General features: G+C 70.4%; 14 protein-coding genes and 2 pseudogenes. 5 read left to right on the top strand and 11 right to left on the bottom strand.

Annotated features, from left to right (window positions below):
• Window positions 1–4: 4 nt before the first annotated feature.
• Entirely contained in the window at window positions 5–1,372 is a 1,368-nt protein-coding gene (locus FVE89_RS01545) for an efflux RND transporter periplasmic adaptor subunit (RefSeq protein WP_071000282.1), read from the bottom strand.
• Between the two features lie 793 nt (window positions 1,373–2,165).
• Window positions 2,166–2,429 carry a hypothetical protein gene (locus FVE89_RS01540; protein ID WP_024828435.1) on the bottom strand — a complete coding sequence of 88 codons (264 nt, stop codon included), beginning with the start codon at window positions 2,427–2,429 and terminating at the stop codon, window positions 2,166–2,168.
• 266 nt (window positions 2,430–2,695) lie between these two features.
• On the opposite strand from FVE89_RS01540, the gene FVE89_RS01535 reads away from it, so the two are divergent.
• Complete coding sequence (locus tag FVE89_RS01535) at window positions 2,696–3,427, top strand: YoaK family protein (RefSeq protein WP_043075184.1); 732 nt, start codon at window positions 2,696–2,698, stop codon at window positions 3,425–3,427.
• Here the strand turns inward: FVE89_RS01535 and FVE89_RS01530 are convergent.
• Together FVE89_RS01530 and FVE89_RS01525 are read right to left on the bottom strand one after the other, a co-directional pair.
• Window positions 3,361–4,782, bottom strand: coding sequence for an ATP-binding protein (locus FVE89_RS01530; RefSeq protein WP_083374422.1), 1,422 nt, complete (start codon window positions 4,780–4,782; stop codon window positions 3,361–3,363). The genes FVE89_RS01535 and FVE89_RS01530 overlap by 67 nt on opposite strands.
• On the bottom strand, window positions 4,779–5,525 hold the full coding sequence (locus FVE89_RS01525) for a response regulator transcription factor (RefSeq protein ID WP_024828438.1): 747 nt from the start codon (window positions 5,523–5,525) through the stop codon (window positions 4,779–4,781). Before FVE89_RS01525 ends, FVE89_RS01530 begins: the two co-directional genes overlap by 4 nt.
• A gap of 549 nt (window positions 5,526–6,074) precedes the next feature.
• Here FVE89_RS01525 and FVE89_RS01520 point away from each other — a divergent pair.
• Window positions 6,075–6,389: pseudogene (locus FVE89_RS01520) on the top strand (MgtC/SapB family protein); the annotation flags it as partial.
• 63 nt (window positions 6,390–6,452) lie between these two features.
• On the opposite strand, the pseudogene FVE89_RS01515 reads toward FVE89_RS01520, so the two are convergent.
• Window positions 6,453–6,767: pseudogene (locus FVE89_RS01515) on the bottom strand (IS256 family transposase); the annotation flags it as partial.
• 337 nt (window positions 6,768–7,104) lie between these two features.
• Between FVE89_RS01515 and FVE89_RS01510 the strand changes: the two are divergent.
• On the top strand, window positions 7,105–9,300 hold the full coding sequence (locus FVE89_RS01510) for a heavy metal translocating P-type ATPase (RefSeq protein ID WP_071000281.1): 2,196 nt from the start codon (window positions 7,105–7,107) through the stop codon (window positions 9,298–9,300).
• A gap of 127 nt (window positions 9,301–9,427) precedes the next feature.
• Here FVE89_RS01510 and FVE89_RS01505 read toward each other — a convergent pair whose 3' ends face one another.
• Entirely contained in the window at window positions 9,428–10,039 is a 612-nt protein-coding gene (locus tag FVE89_RS01505; RefSeq protein WP_024828449.1) for an SCO family protein, read from the bottom strand.
• A 558-nt stretch (window positions 10,040–10,597) separates the two neighbouring features.
• On the opposite strand from FVE89_RS01505, the gene FVE89_RS01500 reads away from it, so the two are divergent.
• Window positions 10,598–11,536, top strand: a complete 939-nt coding sequence (locus FVE89_RS01500) for an NAD(P)/FAD-dependent oxidoreductase (protein ID WP_043075186.1) — start codon at window positions 10,598–10,600, stop codon at window positions 11,534–11,536.
• Between the two features lie 985 nt (window positions 11,537–12,521).
• Here the strand turns inward: FVE89_RS01500 and FVE89_RS01490 are convergent.
• Genes FVE89_RS01490 through FVE89_RS01470 form a run of 5 tightly spaced genes read right to left on the bottom strand, consistent with a single transcriptional unit; the run spans window position 12,522 to window position 14,919 of the window.
• The gene (locus tag FVE89_RS01490; RefSeq protein WP_043075188.1) at window positions 12,522–12,947 is read right to left on the bottom strand and encodes an MgtC/SapB family protein; all 426 of its coding nucleotides are present in this window, start codon (window positions 12,945–12,947) and stop codon (window positions 12,522–12,524) included.
• Window positions 12,948–12,977: 30 nt separating this feature from the next.
• Window positions 12,978–13,133, bottom strand: coding sequence for a hypothetical protein (locus FVE89_RS01485; protein WP_159392780.1), 156 nt, complete (start codon window positions 13,131–13,133; stop codon window positions 12,978–12,980).
• 48 nt (window positions 13,134–13,181) lie between these two features.
• A complete protein-coding gene (locus FVE89_RS01480) occupies window positions 13,182–13,565 on the bottom strand; it encodes a hypothetical protein (protein ID WP_024828456.1) in 384 nt (127 codons plus the stop codon).
• Complete coding sequence (locus tag FVE89_RS01475; RefSeq protein WP_052516998.1) at window positions 13,562–14,557, bottom strand: thioredoxin family protein; 996 nt, start codon at window positions 14,555–14,557, stop codon at window positions 13,562–13,564. The genes FVE89_RS01480 and FVE89_RS01475 overlap by 4 nt, the downstream gene beginning before the upstream one ends.
• Window positions 14,545–14,919 carry a hypothetical protein gene (locus tag FVE89_RS01470; RefSeq protein WP_160532426.1) on the bottom strand — a complete coding sequence of 125 codons (375 nt, stop codon included), beginning with the start codon at window positions 14,917–14,919 and terminating at the stop codon, window positions 14,545–14,547. Before FVE89_RS01470 ends, FVE89_RS01475 begins: the two co-directional genes overlap by 13 nt.
• Before the next feature lie 223 nt (window positions 14,920–15,142).
• Here FVE89_RS01470 and FVE89_RS01465 point away from each other — a divergent pair, with 223 nt between their 5' ends.
• Window positions 15,143–16,018 carry a LysR substrate-binding domain-containing protein gene (locus tag FVE89_RS01465; protein WP_024828459.1) on the top strand — a complete coding sequence of 292 codons (876 nt, stop codon included), beginning with the start codon at window positions 15,143–15,145 and terminating at the stop codon, window positions 16,016–16,018.
• The last annotated feature ends 367 nt before the right edge of the window (window positions 16,019–16,385 follow it).

Raw genomic sequence — 16,385 nt, 5'->3', positions numbered from 1 at the left:
CCCCTCAATGGTCGTGGTCGGCTTCGGACTTGCCGAGCTCGGCTTTCAGCAGGAAGGTGTTGCCGACCGCGAGTTCGTCGCCGGCCTTCAGGCCCGAGGCGACCTCGACGGCGTCGTCGTCGGACCGGCCGAGTTCGACCTCGCGCTTCTCGAACCCCTCCGGCGTCCGCACGAAGACGACGCTCTTGCCCTCGACCGTCTGGACCGCCGCCTTGGGCACGCGGACGGCGACGTCGTCGCGCGAGACGTCCACCTCGGCGGTGACGTAGGTCCCCGGGCGCCAGGACATGTCCTTGTTCGGCAGGGCGACGACGACCCGCGCGGCGCGGGTGTCGGCGTTGAGCAGCGGGCTGACGAAGATGACCTTGCCCCGGGCCTTCCGCTCGCCGTCCCCCTGGTCCGGGGTGACCGTGACCTCCGCGCCCTCCTTCACCTTGGCGAGTTCCGAGGTCGGCACGGAGAGCTCGATCCAGACCGTCGAGAGGTCGGCGACGGTGTACACGTCGGCGGGGTCGCCCTCCTTGCCCACCGCGGTGCCGACGTCGACCTTGCGTTCGACGATCCGGCCCGCGAGCGGCGAACGCAGCTCGTACTGGCGCAGCGTCGAGGCGTTGGGCGTCGCCTCGTCGCGCTTCTGGGCGGCGGCGACCTCCGCGGCGTTCAGGCCGAGCGCAGAGAGCTTCTGCCGGGCGAGGTCGACGCGCAATTGGTTCTCCTGGAACACGGCCTTGGCGTTGTCGTACGCGGCCTGAGACGCCGCCGCGGACGCCAGCAGCTTCTGCTGGCGCTCGAAGTTGATCTTCTGCAGGTCCGACTGCACCATGGCGGTGAGGTACTCGCTCTTGGCGTCGGCGACCTCGCGGCTGTCGAGCACGGCGACGACGTCGCCCTTCCTCACGTCGTCACCCAGGCGTTTGCGCATCTCGGACACCGTGCCGACGACCCGGACCGGGACCCGGGCGATCCGGTCGGTGTCCGGCGTGATGGTGCCCGGCGCGAGGATGTGCCGGGAGATCGTCCCGCCCTCCGCCTTGGCGACCTTGATGTCCTGGTTCTCCACCTGCTCGGCGCTCATCTTGATGTGGCCTTCCTCGCCCTCCGACTCGGAGTGCTCGTGCTCGCCGCGCGCCTGGCCGTCGGCCTTCCCGGCCGAGGGCTTGCCGTGGTCGTGGCCGTCGTCCGCGGTCTCGGCGGGTCCCTTGGCTGGCTCCTTGGCGGGGGCACTTGTAGCCGGCCCTGCGGCGTACGTGACCATCGACGGCGGCACGCCGACCGCGGTCAGGAGGCCGCGGACGAAGCCGGAGACGGCGGGAAGGGTGGCGCCCGCAAAGACGCCGGCGGCCACGAGGACCGCGGTCAGAAAGATGCGCATGATGTTCGCTCGGCCGAGACCGTGCGCCGTCAGGGACGGCGCCGTCGTTGATGCTGGGTGACGTGCGGCGACGCCCCGGAAGCGATCAGCTCCGCGCGGACGCGCCCGTGGCAGCGTCGCCTCAGGCGCGCGGGGGCCTCGGCAGGCGGTCCGGGAAGACCGAGCGGACGGACGCGGCGACCCGCGCGTAACTCAGGCGCGAGGCCATGACAGGCGTGGCCGCAGTCGTGCCATGCGGACTGACGGCGAGGTGACAGCCGCAATGGAGATGGCTGTGCACACCCGGGTCGGCGGCCCTATCCGCAGCCGCCCCCTCGTCGGACGCGACGGCGAGTTCCGTGCGGCCGTGCCCGTGATGCCCCTGGTGGTACGCTAGGTCAGAGGCCATTCCGGCGCTCGGCGCCGCCATGGCGAGCGCCAGGACCAGGGCGAGCGCGCGCGCGGCGGTCGACCACCACCCCATGACCGCCCCGAAGGACCTATGGCTCCGCGCCGCTGGCATCACCGCCCTTATGACCGATTAGAGGATTCGACCGCAAGCCATCGCCATCCAGGTCGCCGGCCGGAGCGAAGGTTGTCCGGGCGCCCCCACGTACCCGCCCCGACTGGCGTCGGGGCGGGCGTTCCACGGCACGCTTGAGGGGCAGACGACGCACCGTGAACCCTTTGTCGCGCGGGCCGGCTCAAGCGAGCGCGTAGCCGATGCTCGCGGCGAGAACCGCGAAGACGACGAGGAGGGGCAGCAGTCGCATGACGGCATCTCCACCCTTCGCCTCCACCGCCCGCGCGGCTGTCACCTCTTGCCGCTGGCGTCCTGGCTGTGCCCGTGGGCGTGGCCGTCGTTGGCGCCGTGCGCCGGCGTGCCGTCGGACCGCCGCTCCTGCGACTCACGGACCCGCGGATCGTCGCGGTGGGCGGGTCCGCCGGAGACGCCGCCGGTGTTCGGGACCGCGCGCTCGGGGTTCGCCGCGTTTCCGTGCCCGTCGATCGCGAGCGCGGGCAGCGCGGCCGCGGCGAGCGTCGCGACGGCGAGGGCGGCGGTGAGCGTCCTCTTCATGGGTCCATCTCCTGTCCGGTCTGCGGTCGGGCCGACCGCTTCGGGACCCGAGATAGACGACCCGTATGTCTGCCGGTCGCCGCGTCGGTGACGAAGTGTGTCCGCTCCGCACACGGGCATCCGGGCCTGTCGCAGCCCGGACGATCGCGTCGACACACTTCGTCACCGTCCGGAAAAGCCGCGACCACGGGGCGGCCTTAACCCTGGCGGCAGCCCGGCGCGACCGAGCGAGGCCGGAACACCCACCCGAAGATCATAGGTGACGAATGGACAAATCCTTCCCGTCGAGCCCAGCGACGCGCGTGCCGCTCGCCATCGCGCTGGCCGCGCTGGCGGGCTCCGCGGACTCGATCGGATTCCTCGAACACTCGCAGCTGTTCATGTCGTTCATGAGCGGGAACACGACCCGCTTCGGGGTCGCGGCCAGCGGTTTCGACTGGCCGGGAGCCATGCGCTTCGGCAGCACCATCTCTCTGTTCTGCTTCGGCGCCTTCGTCGGGACGCTTCTGGCGGCTTGGGCCGGCCGGTGGCGCCTCTCGGTCCTGCTCGGCGTCCAGGCCGTGCTGCTGTCCATCGGCAACCTCCTGCCGGAGGGACCGGAGGCGTTCCCGCTTCACGCGTACCCGGTCGTGCTGGCGTTGGGGATCCTCAACGCGACGCTGCAGGACGAGGGCGGCCGAAGCCTTGCGCTGACCTACGTCACGGGAACGGTCGTGCGCTTCGGGACCGGGCTCGCGAACATGGTCCTGCACGAACCCGCGCCCTCCTTCTGGCTCCAGGCCCCGCTCTGGGGGGGCCTGACCGCGGGGGCGGTCGCGGGCGGCTTCCTGCAGAGGCTGCTCGGGCCCGACGCCTTCCTCGTGCCCGCCGCGCTCTCAGCGGCGCTGGCGGCAGCCACGCTGCTACTGACGCTGGCGCTGCCGGGCAGCGCCTACGTGTCCAACGCGCGGTCGGCGCAGCCGGACGCGCACCCCGACGCGCCGGCGACCGCGCGCTGAGGGCCGGCCGGGGGGACGCCGCCCTGACCGCGCCCGCCCGGCCGAGGCAGGCGGATCTCGGCCCGTAGGCCTCCCCCGGGCCGGTTCGCCAGGCGGAGGCTGCCACCCTCGGCCTCGACCGCCCGTCGCGCGATGGTCAGTCCCAGGCCGGTCCCGCCCGTGTTCCGGTTTCGCGACGCCTCCAAACGCACGAACGGCTCGAAGGCCCGGGCCACGTCCTCCGACGGGATACCGGGCCCGTCGTCGTCGACGTGCACCACGAGGTCACCGTCTTCGAAGCCCAGGGCGATGCGCACCCGGTCGCCGTAGCGGACGCCGTTGTCGACGAGGTTTTCCAGTGCCCGCCGAAGCGCGACCGGCCTCACTTCCGCCAGCGCCCGTCCGGGGCCGGCATACGCGACATCCCGGCCGGCGTCCGCCGAGGCGTCCGCCACCCCCATCAGGAGGCTCGCGACGTTGACGGCCTGCCGCGCTTCCGGGTCGTCGCCGCCGCGCACGTAAGCCAGGGTCGCCTCGACCATGGCCTGCATCTCGTCGAGGTCCGCCGCCATCGCGCGACGCTCGTCGGCGTCCTCGACCCGGTCGAGGCGCAGGCGGAGCCGGGCGATGGGCGTGCGCAGGTCGTGCGAGACCGCCGCCAGCGCCTGGGTCCGCTCGGCGACGAGACCGTGGATGCGGTCCTGCATGGCGTTCAGCGCGCGCCCGATCCCACGCGTCTCGTCCGGCCCCACCTCCGGCACCGGTACGACCGCCCCGCGGCCGATCCGCCCGGTGGCGCGGGTCAACTCGCGCAGGGGGCCGGCGATGCGGTGAACCACGACCACGGCGGCGACACCGACCAGGATGGCCATCGCCGTCGCCAGGTAGGCCCAGGCCCCCAGGCGGGCGAGGCCCGGCGCGTGGGCCGAGCGGAAGGTCAGGTAGCCGCCGTCAGGCAGCGGGAAGGCGCCGCGCAGGTCCCGCTGGCGCAGCGGCTCGTCCGGCGCGGCCAGGGTCAACGCAAGCTTCGGGCCGAGCACCGGCTCGACCTCCAGGACACGGTCTCGGAGGTCCAGCAGCGCCGGGTCGGTCCCGACGGCCCCGGCTGGCGGCCCACGTTCCCAGCCGATCTCGAAATGCGCCGAAGAGAGCGCCTGCGCCTCGGTCCCGCGATCCTCCGGAGGCCGGCGCAGCACCGCCTCGCGCGCCAAGACGAGTTGGTGGGCGATCTCGGTCGCGAACGCGTCATCGGCGGCGGCCGACGCCGACCGGCGGTAGAGCGCGAGCGCGCCGCCGTGCACGGCCAGGACCGCCAACAGGAGGACGGCGACCGTGCGCCCTTCCAGGCTGCGGGCGAGGCCGGCCAGCCCCCTCAAGTGCGCCCGACCTTCGCGGCCAGCATGTAGCCGGAGCCGCGCACCGTCTTGATCACCGGGGCCGCGCCCTCGGGCGGTTCGAGCTTGCGCCGGAGGCGGCTGACCAGGGTGTCGACGCTGCGGTCGGATGGCGCGGCGAGGCGCCCGCGGCCCATCTCAAGGATCTGCTCGCGGCCGAGCACCCGCCCGGGATGCTCCAGGAAGACCAGGAGCAGGTCGTGCTCCGCCCCCGACAGGTCCACGGCGGCTCCCTCGGGATCGGTCAGGGCCCGGCTGCGCAGGTCGAGGCGCCAGCCGGCGAAGGACAGCGTCTCCGGCCGCGCCGCGGCGTTGGGAGCCGGCGCGATGGTCGCGCGGCGCAGCACCGCGCGGATGCGGGCCAGCAGCTCCGGCCGTCCGAACGGCTTGGCGATGTAATCGTCGGCGCCGAGCTCCAAGCCAAGGACCCGGTCGGCCTCCTCGTTGCGGGCGCTCAGCATGATGACGGGTACGGTGCCCTTCACCCTGAGGGCCTTGAGCAGGTCGAATCCGGAGGCGCCCGGCAGCATGACGTCGAGCAGGACGAGGTCGACGGGCACCTCGGGCAGGAGCGTCCACATCTCGGCGCCGCTCCGGCAGCCCGTCACGCGGTAGCCGCTCTCCCGAAGGATGCGCGCGACGAGCACGCGCATGCCGTCATCATCCTCGACGAGGAGGATGTGCTCCGTCGGGGAAGCCCCGCCCCGTTCACCGCCCTGCTCCATCAGGCGCCTGTCCCGCCGGCCGGCGAGGGACTGCCCGTCGGGGCCGCGGCAAGGAACCTCTTGGCCGCCGGCCACCAGGGGGCTGTCCGAAGGGGTGCGGCAGGGGAGCCGCAAGGTCGGCCGGCCTCGACGGCCCGAGCCTCGGCCTTGTCCGCGTGTGGCGCCCTCGTCATGAACCCTCCACCGTGTCGGCCGAGGACGGCCCATGCAAGGGCAGGCTTCCCGGCCCTCGACGGGATCGTCGCGCCCTGCCGCGGGGCGCGGTCGCCCCCCGAGCCGGCCGACCGAGACCTGTCCCGTTCGCGTCAAACCGTGTCAAGGCCGCCTGTCCGCACTGAAGGCCGTTATCATCGCGGTTCTAGTAGGTCCGAGGACGCTCCCGCCGGTCCCCCCGGGGCGGCCCATCTTGACCACGCCCCTTTCTCGTCGCGACGCCGCATGCCGGTCCTGGCCATGACGCCGTTCCAAACGAACGCGCGGTCGGTGGCCTCCCACCTCATCCGCCCTTCATTGGCGCCCGCGATCCCGATCGGATGAGACCGCGAGCGGAATGCGCGCTCCGCAGGGATTCGGACCTTCCCCCTTGGCTCCATCGCCGCCTGCGGCTTCGTGTGGGTCGCCATTCGGGCCGTCGGGATCGACCCCGGCAATCCCGCCAGCATCATCGAAGGCTTGGCCACCGGCGTAGGCTTCATCGGCGGCGGCGCGGTCCTCCAGCGCGCCCGGCGTACGTCGGGTACGGCCACGGCTGAGAGCTTGTGGGCGACGGGCGCGGTCGGCGCGGCGGCGGTCTCAGGCCTCCACGACGTCGCCCCCATCCTGATCATCGTGATGTTCCTCGCCTGCGCCGACTCGCGCCCCTGAATCGGCCATGGGCGTCGCATCTGCCTGGATCTCCCAATCCGCGGAAGCGATGCGCCGCGCCTATTTCGGCGGGAGCGTCGAAGTGAAGCGGCCCCGGTCCAGAAACCCGTTCCAGCCGTGTTTCTGGACGCGAACGCATGCTATAGGCTTCAGGCCGATGCCAGTCTGGAGAGCTCGCTCGGGACCGTGGCCGTACCGCACAAGCCGGACGCGCCCTTCCGGCAGCCGCAGATCCTGCATCGCGCTCGGGACGACGTCCGCTTCCATCTCGAAAGCTTGAGCGAGCGGGCGGCGGTCGCCGGTGCGCAGCACCTCTACCGGGCGATCGTCGACGTCCTCGGGCTGACGAAGCCGGACGACGTTGGGCGGTGTCTCCATGCCGGATCGCTCTCGCCGAGAGGTTCTGGCAGGCCAGGACACCCGCCCCGATACGCCGCCTTCAAATCACCGCCGTCGCTCGATCTCCGGCATTGCTCGATGGCGGAAGCCCCCGGCATTTACCTTGGTGGCAGCCCGACAGGCGGCCGAACGACACCTGGAGACTCACCCTTCGGCCGGACCAGGATCGGATGCGGGGTACCCCCGGCGGATCGTCGGCTTCTTGAGCCCGGCGCGACACTCAGGAGCGCGGTGGACCTCGCCCCGAACATGGGGCTTGAACCTCTAGTCGGTAGAGGTCGTACACGCCCTGGCGAGGCGACAAGGACCACGTTCCATGAATCCCACACTGGCTACCTCCCGCTACCGCATCGCCGGCATGGACTGCGCCGCCTGTGCGGCCAAGATCACGAACGCCGTGCGCCGCGTGCCCGGCGTCTCCGACGTGTCGGTGTCGGTCACAGCCGGGACGATGACCGTCGAGCATGAGGATGACCCGCATCTCGGAGTCGCCGTGGTCCGCCAGGTCAACGGCCTCGGCGGTTATCGCGCCGCGCCCCTGTCCCAGGCGACTCAGGCCGACGTCGATGGCACCGGCACCCATAGCCATGGCCCCGACAATGCGAACGGGCAGGCCCAGAGCCACGACCATGGGACGCCAGCGGCGGAACCGTGGTGGCAGGGTGCCAAGATCCGCTTGGCAGCCGCGAGCGGCTGCGCCTTTGCACTGGCCTGGCTCGCCGCCAAGGTCGTCCCGGCCTACGAGCCCTGGTTTTACGGCGCCGCCGTCCTCGTCGGGCTCGTCCCCATCGCCCGGCGCGCCTTCGCCGCAGCTCGGTTCGGCACGCCCTTCACCATCGAAAGCCTCATGACGATTGCGGCCGCGGGCGCCCTCGTCATCGGGGCCGCCGAGGAGGCCGCCGCGGTGGTGTTCCTGTTCCTGATCGGCGAGCTGCTGGAGGGCGTGGCGGCCGGCCGGGCCAGGGCCTCGATCCAGGGCCTCGCGGCGCTGGTTCCCAAGACCGCCCTGGTCGAGCGCGACGGCACCACGACCGAGGTGCCCGCCGAGCAGCTGACCGTCGGTTCGGTCATCCTGGTGCGGCCCGGTGACCGCATCGCCGCCGACGGCGAGGTGGCCGAGGGGACCGGCGCCGTCGACGAGGCGCCGGTCACCGGCGAGAGCACGCCCAAGCGCAAGGGGGTGGGCGATGCCGTCTTCGCCGGCACCGTCAACGCGGATGGGGTGCTGCGCGTGCGCGTGACGGCGGCGGCGGCCGACAACACCATCGCGCGGATCGTGCAGCTGGTGGAGGAAGCGCAGGAGGCCAAGGCTCCGACCGAACGTTTCATCGACCGCTTCTCCACCTATTACACACCCGCCGTCGTCGCGGTCGCGGCGCTCGTCGCGGTCGTGCCGCCGCTGGTGTTCGGCGGGGCCTGGGGCGAATGGATCTACAAGGGCTTGGCGATCCTGCTGATCGGCTGCCCCTGCGCGCTGGTCATCTCGACGCCGGCGGCCATCGCCGCTGCCCTCTCGGCCGGCGCCCGGCGCGGCTTGCTGATGAAGGGCGGCACGGTGCTGGAGGGGCTCGGCGCCATCAAGGCCGTGGCCTTCGACAAGACGGGCACCCTGACCGAGGGCAGGCCCAAGGTGACGGACATCGTGGCGATCGGGCGGTCCGAGGACCAGGTGCTGTCCCTCGCCGCGGCGCTGGAGACCGGATCGAGCCACCCGCTGGCGCTCGCCATCCTGGGGCGGGCCAAGGCCGCGGGCGTGCCGGTGCCCCCCGTGAGCGACGCTTCGGCCCTTGGCGGCAAGGGCATCCTCGGCCGGGTCGGCGGCAAGGCGGTGTTCCTCGGCTCGCCGGCCGCGGCGGCGGAACGCGTCACCGTGCCCGAGGAGCACCGAACGCGCATCGCGGCGCTCAACGGCGAGGGAAAGACCGTGTCCGTGCTGCTCGACGGCGACGCGCTCGCCGGCTTCGTCGCGATGCGCGACGAGCCGCGCGCCGACGCACGGGCCGGCATCGAGGCGCTCAGGGCCTCGGGCGTGGAGCCGGTGATGCTGACCGGCGACAACCGGCTGACCGCCGAGGCGATCGGGCGGGATCTGGGCCTCGCGGTGCGGGCCGAGCTGTTGCCGCAGGACAAGCAACGCATCGTCCGCGAGTTGCAGGCGGGCGGCCGGAAGGTCGCCAAGGTCGGGGACGGCATCAACGACGCGCCGGCCCTCGCCGCGGCCGACATCGGCATCGCGATGGGGGGTGGCACCGACGTGGCGCTTGAGACCGCGGACGCGGCGGTGCTGCACGGTCGGGTCACGGATGTGGCCACCATGATCGCGTTGTCGAAGCGGACCATGGGCAACATCCGTCAAAACATCGCGGTCGCGCTGGGGTTGAAGGCGGTATTCCTGGTGACGACCGTGATCGGCGCGACGGGGCTGTGGCCGGCGATCCTGGCCGACACCGGCGCCACCGTGCTCGTCACCATGAACGCGCTTCGGCTCCTAGCACCCATCCGGAGCGCCTGAGACGTGGCGGACCGTCCGCGCCGCTGACTTCCGGCAGTCAGCGTCCGTTGACGGCCGCCCCGTGCGGGTAGCGCCCCGCCTTGGACGAAGGACGTGGCGTCGGAGGGCGCTGCATCGGCCCTCCGCCTCAGCGAGCGATCAGCCGCCTCAGCTTCAGCAGGCGGGTTTCTCTCGGTTCGTGGGGGTCGAGCGCGTTCGCCATCCCGCCCCCAGGGCGCATCAGGTAGGTCGTAGCCGTGTGGTCCATCGTGTAACCGCCGCCCTCGATCGGGACTTTTCGGAAGTAGGCGTGGTAGGCCCTCGCGGCCGCCTCGACCTCCGCGATCGTCCCGGTGAGGCCGACGATGCGCGGGTCGAAGGCCCGGAGGTAGTCGGCGAGGATCTGCTTTGTGTCCCGTTCGGGATCGACCGTGACGAACAAGGCAGTGACCTTGTCCGCATCCGGGCCAAGCGCCGCCAAGAGCTCGGTCATCTCCAAGAGGGCGGTCGGGCACACCTCCGGGCAGTGGGTGAAGCCGAAGAAGACCGCGAGTGGCCTGCCTTCGAAGTCACCATCCGTCAGCACCTCGCCCTTGTGGCTTGTCAGACGGAAAGGGCCTCCGATTTGGGTTCGGTCCGGTGTCGACGCCATCCGCCGTGGCTTCGGCTCGAAGAGGCCGTTGCCGTAGAGGCCAAACGCGACCAGGGCCGCCAGGGAGAGCGTCCAGGGACCGGCCCGCACGATGCGAAGTCTCTTCATCGGAGTTTCCCATGATGCCCGCGCCCTTTTGACCGACCATGCTTCCGGCGGCGCGATGGAGGATCGCGCCGGGGAGGAGGCGACGAATGGGGCAGCGCGGGAGGTGATCTCCGCATCCCCAGGATCGAACAGAGTGGGAGCACGCGGCGATCCTGAAGCAGCATCGCACCGTGAGCGCGCCAGGGACGGGACATGGGACGCTGGAGTGATACTTGTCCTCGCGGGGAGCGGAACGGCAGCTGGCCTGCCTCGAACGATTTGTGTGAGGAGCTCTCGCATCGGAAGAGGCGATCGGCGTTTGCCGCAGAGATCGGCCGTAGCACCTGTCGGGCTATCCGATGCAGCCCGCTCCGGGCTGCTGGCCTCGATGGGTTCGGCAAACAGGGGCTCGATCTGCGCATTGGGCTATGTCCCGCCGAAGCTGAGACGCGCTACTTTGCTCCAGCCGAGGTGCGAGCCTCGGCCGCCCGACCCAAACCAAAACGTCTCCGGGAAACCTGGGCCGGTTCACGCAATCCGCGGGCGGCACTCGTCCGGAGCCATGAGGAGGCGATGGCAATGAGCGGCAGCGATGAGCGGCCGATAGACACGCTCGTGATCGGCGGTGGCCCTGCCGGGCTGACGGCAGCGATCTATCTCGCCCGCTACCACCGGACGGTTGCGGTCGTCGACGACGGCAACAGCCGGGCCAAATGGATCCCGCGCTCGCACAATCACGCCGGCTTTCCCGACGGCATCGGCGGGGAAGAACTCCTGGCGCGCATGTCGGCGCAGGCCGGACGCTACGGCTCTCGGTTCGTGAGGGGCCGCATCGACGTGATCGAGGGGCATCCCGGCCGCTTTCTCGCGCGGGGAGACGGCATCGCCCTGGTGGCACGCACCCTCATCCTCGCGACCGGAACCGTGAACCGGCGGCCAGACGTCGATCCGGACACGCACCGACGGGCCCTCGATCGCGGCCAGCTCCGGTACTGTCCGGTCTGCGACGGCTTCGAAGCAACGAGCCAGGCGATCGGCGTCATCGGCGCTGACGCGCGCGGCGTCGCGGAGGCCTTGTTCCTACGCACCTACTCCGCTGACGTCACGCTTCTCCCGACCGGCCCGATGGAGATCACGGCCGGCGACCGCTCGCTTCTCGAACGGGCCGGCGTCGCGATGGAGGCACGTCCGCTGGCGCGGCTTGTCTTCGACGACGACCGCGTCACCGCGCTTTTGGAAGGTGGCGGCGAGCGCCGCTTCGACACCGTCTACCCCGCGCTGGGATCGGACTCGAACGACGGCCTCGCGCACGCGCTCGGGCTGGAGATGGGAGACGGCTGCTGCATCGCGGTCGACCAGAAGCAGCGCACGAGCCGCGAGGGCATCTATGCCGCGGGCGACATCGTCTACGCTCTCGATCAGATCAGCGTCGCCATGGGCCACGCCGCGATTGCGGCGACGACCCTGCACAACGATCTGCGCGCGCAGGAAGGCCGTAGTCAGCCGGGCCTTCCCTGACAATGCTCATTGCCAACCTCTTCATGATGGCGGTTGAAGCGTCGGGCGCGCAGGTGCAGTGCTTCGGGATGACCGATGCTCGGCAGATCGGCTGGACGGCGGTCATAGCGGTTGTGAGGGGCTGAGCTGGTTGCGCCGCTGGGGGGGACAGCGCCCCTGCACACGGCGCGCTCGGGCGACGACCTCGACACGACCGTCGCTCCGGATGAGGCCTTCGATGGTGGAGCATGGCAGGGATGGGGACAGGATCATCTCACCTCGTGAAGCAGCCCGTGCCCCCCTCGCAGCAACCTTGCCACCCGAGAGGCGAGTGAACCACCGAGCCGCTACTGCTGGCGGATTACCCCGCGCCGGCCGTTGGCTGGGGCATCCGGCAGATCGCGCTGGAGGAATTGGCGGTCGCGAACATGGTGTGCCCGGCCTCCGGCGCCATGCCTGAGCCAGGCACGCACATGGCGCAGAAGGAATGGATGAACCGGTCCATCCAGGACGCGGGCTGGGGGACGTTGACCGGGATGGTCCGCTACAAGGCCGCGAGAGCCGGTGCCGCGCTGATCCTGGTCGATGCGTAGAGCACGCCCGCCGAGTGCGGGTGGTGCGGCGCGGCTCCGCCGGCGCCGCTGCCCGTGCGGGGCGGACGAGCACCGTGACGTCAATGCGGCCAGGGTGATCCTCGGCCGTGGTCGCGCGGCGAAGGCCGCTGGCGAAGGGGTCACCCCTCGGGGGCGCCGACGCGGGCCGTCGGGCCGTGCGTCGCCCCGGGATGCACGGCCCGGCGTGAACCGCGCCGGAGACCGGCGGGCGAGGTCATCGGCCTCAAATGACGACTGACCCGAAAAGACCCTCGTGCCCACCGAGATGCCGGAGCCGGCGGGCAGCGTCCGACTTCCGGATGGCGAGCTCCCCGATCCTGAGCACGCCGAGCCGGTCGGGCGCGTGGCGGGGCGGGCTGTGCGGGTCCGCCTCGCCGGCCCGCACCGGCGGCCTATCCCTTGAACGCTGTGTTGAGCTGTAGGGTCGCGAACGTCACGATCGATAGGATCGCGGCGATGTCGTAGAGCCCGTAGCCGACGGCTGCCCCGAGCGCACCCGTCGCCCACAGGCTCGCCGCAGTGGCGGTGCCGGAGGTTCCCCCGGCGCGCTTGAGGATCGCGCCGCCGCCGATGAAGCCGACGCCGGTGATGAGACCCTCGATGATCCGCGCCTGACCAGCCGAATCCTGGCCCAGCACTCGGATGGCGACGATCACGAAGCCGCAACTGGCGATCGCCACGAGCGGGAAGGTGCGCAGCCCTGCGCTCCGAGCCTCATGCTCGCGGTTCCAGCCGATAGGCAGGGCCAGGGCGTACGCGACCGCGAGGGCGATGAGGTGGGAGGCGACCTCCCAAAGGTCGAAGTTGCGTCCTGGCATTCGGTCCCCCTGCCCGACCGGGCGATCCGTCTACGACCTCAGGACGACGAGCGTCGCCTTCTCGATCCGCGCGAAGACGGCGATCACATACACGTACTTCGGGCAGGCCCCTACCGCGGAGCAAAGCCCCATGCGCTCGGCCATCGCGAACCCCGAGGCCCCCTTGCGGGCGGAGCTGGCAGTCACATCACGGCACCGCCCGATCCCAATGGGGGCGGCCGAGCGACCGTCCCGTTAGGTGGATGTTTCCGATGGCACTTCCGTATCGCCGGGCGCGGCATTCGGCTTCCCGGCCTCCCGCACGGACGACCGCAGCGCATCGCGAATGTCCTCGTCATCGGGGAGCGGATCGTAGCGACCGTTGCGGTGGCGGTAGAGGCGACAGGTCAAGGCGGCGGGCTCATCGCCGACCGGCGCGATGTCGCGGCCATCGACACGGATCGTGGGCGAGCCGACAAAGTTCTCGTCCCTCGCCTCCCGCAAGACCAAGATCTCGCGCAATTCGATGGCCTGTGGATCCAAGCCGAACTCCGGCAGGAGGCGGCGCAGCTGGGTCAAAGCCTCCGCGTGAGACGGGCAGTCCTCCCAGTAAAGCAGTGCGACATGCGGCGGGGTCATCGCTCGCTCCCGCCAGGACCGGACCCGAGGGTCCACTTCACGGTGCAACCGACGGGTTTGGTCTCAGGGACTGCCACATCCCTTCCGGCGAGCACGGCGTCCAGGGCGGCGCGCAGCCATCCGGCGTCGCGGGATGGGTCGCGGTGGTCCTCATCCGGCGCACCGTGATAGGCGACCCGTCCGTCGGCATCGAGCACGAACGCCTCTGGGGTATGGCGTACGCCCCATGCCCGAGCAACTTCCTGGCCGGCGTCCATCAGGTAGGGACTGGCCATTTCCCCGGCCGTCACCCGATGTCTGCAGGCATCCAGCGTGTCATGGGGGGAAACGATCGGGTCGTTCGCGTTGATCTGCAGGACGCGGACCAACAGATCATAATCACGCGCCACGTTTTGTATGCGCTCATGCCAGGCAAGTGCCCAGGGGCAGTGGTTGCAGGTCCAGACGATCAGGGTGGCCGGGACCCGCCCTCCGTGCAACGACGTCGACCGGTCGCTCGTATCGCGCAGCACGAACGGCGGGGCACGATCCCCCACGCGGAGGGCAGGCTTGAGATCAGCAGGCTCCTTGTGGTGCGGCGAAGGCTCCAGATGTTGGATGCGCCCGTCGTCTCCGAGAGTGAAGGCGACATCGAGCGCCGAGAGGCCGTTGGGACCAGTGCGCCCATCCGCCCCGCCGGTGAACCTCGCGCGAAGGGCCAGCCTCGTGGCGGTTGCGGCGGGCAACAGGCGCCATTCCAGCGCCTGCATCGCAGGTCCGGCCGGCATCCGCGCTTGGTGAGCCAAGACCGCATCGATGCCGACGACCGTCTGGCCGGCAAAGGTCAGTCTCACGTCGTCGCTCAGCGCGGAACGGCGGGCGGCATCGGCCGAGGGCCCGGTCTGCCCGAGGGCGTTCATCCATGCGGCGACGGCAGTCGGGAGCTTGTCAGGCAACACCATGGTTCGAATCTCCTCGTGGGACACGTCGCTGGTCTGGGTCAGCCGCCCCATCGCTCGGAGCCGTCCCGGTCGTTGCGCCAAGGGGCGTCACGACCGACGCGACACAGGGTGATGGCGAACAGTTGGACCGACGATCCATCGAGCGAGTAGACGCTGTCCTTGCAGGCAAAGTCGGCGCTTCCGGTCTCGCGCTGCACCAAGACTTGCCCCGTGACGGGACTGGTCCAAGGCAGAAGGGGCTTGGCCGTCCAAGCGGCCGTGGCTCCGGGCGGGAGATCGGCGACTGCGCTGCTGATGGCGGCCATCTCTCCGGCGTGTATCAGGCGCTGCCAAAGTCGGCCCGCGGCACCGACGACGGGTAACGGCACCAGCAGCACCGCCGGGATCAAAAAACGGAAACGTCCTTGCGGCAACACGACCCTTAACCTAGCGAATGAACGTTGCCTCGATGCGACGCGGCCCCGGTACCGCCGATCCCGCGGTCCAACTCGCGCCGCACGAGTCGGCTGACCTCCGCGCGAGACGCTCCCTTGGCCCGGTGCGGGGAACGATCCGATGCCTGCGGCACACCCGACGGCATACCGGCGTCCCTGCGCGACCGCCAATCGTCATTGATGCAGGCTGTGATCAGGATCGATGATCAACCTTGAGCTTCGGCACCTACGATCGTTCGTCTGTCTCGCCGAGGAACTACACTTCGCGCGAGCCGCCGCACGCCTCAACATCGTGCAGCCGGCGCTCAGCGCGCAGATCCGCGGCATGGAGGGCATGCTCGGCGTTGAGTTGTTCGATAGAGGCCGACACAAGGTGGCGTTGACCGAACCAGGGCGCCTCTTGCTGGCCGAGGCCCGCGCAACCCTGGCGCAGGCCCAACACAGTATCGAGGTCGTTCAGCGCGCCGGGCGCGGGGAGGCCGGCCACCTACGGATCGGCTACACCGGCGCCGCTGCGTACTCGGGACTGATGTCGCGCCTGGTCCGCGATTTCCGCCGACGCGCGCCCGCCGTCACCTTCGGCTTCGAGGAGCTGTATCCGACGCTGCAACGCGATGCGCTCCTGGCAAGCCGCATCGACATGGGACTGATGGTGTTCCTGCCCTCGTTCCGCGACGAGCGGCTGGCCCATCGCGTGATCGAGCATTGGTCGCTGGTGGTTGCGCTGCCTGCCACCCATCCGCTCGTGTCCTGCGATCGGATCCGCCCCGATCAACTTCAAGGAGATGCGTTCGTCGTCTACGCGGCGCACGGCGGGGAACTCGGCGGGGAAGTTTTGGACCGGATCGGTGTGGTGCCGACCGCCGTCCATAGAGCCGCAACCGTGACCTCGCTCCTTGCCCTCGTTGCAGCCGGGCTTGGCCTTGCCGTCGTTCCCTCGGGTTTGGCAATCAGCACGACCGCCGACGTTGTTTTCCGATCCCTCGACTTATCGATTCCACCGCTGGAGGTTTCAGTCGTCTATGACGCGACGACCATGGTCCCGGCCCTGATGAATTTCATCAATGCATTCACATGACGGTCGCTGGCGAACGTTTCCGGCACAAAGACGCTCACTTCGCCATGTCAGCGAGATTCCTCGCAGGGATTGTATGTCGGAAGCGGGAAGATCGATTGGGTCGGTTGTCGTGATGAAAGCCGATCGCGGCCGCGATCGGCGACAGGTGGCATCAGCCCTCGACCTCGGCCATTAGCCCTTCAACCGATCCGGCGGCGCTCGGCCGCGGCATCGGGATGATCGTGGCGACTTTTCTCGGGTTCGGGGCGGTCGCTGCGAGACGGAACTCGTATCGCGGTCGGTTCGGTCCTCGCAACCGCAGGCAATCCAAGCTTCACGCAGCAAGCCCTGCCGGCCTCGTCGTGGGCGACATTCCGACGGACACGTC

The sequence above is a fragment of the Methylobacterium sp. 2A genome (assembly GCF_009806555.1).
Classification (GTDB): Bacteria; Pseudomonadota; Alphaproteobacteria; order Rhizobiales; family Beijerinckiaceae; genus Methylobacterium.
This window is presented reverse-complemented; position numbering and strand designations above follow the sequence as displayed.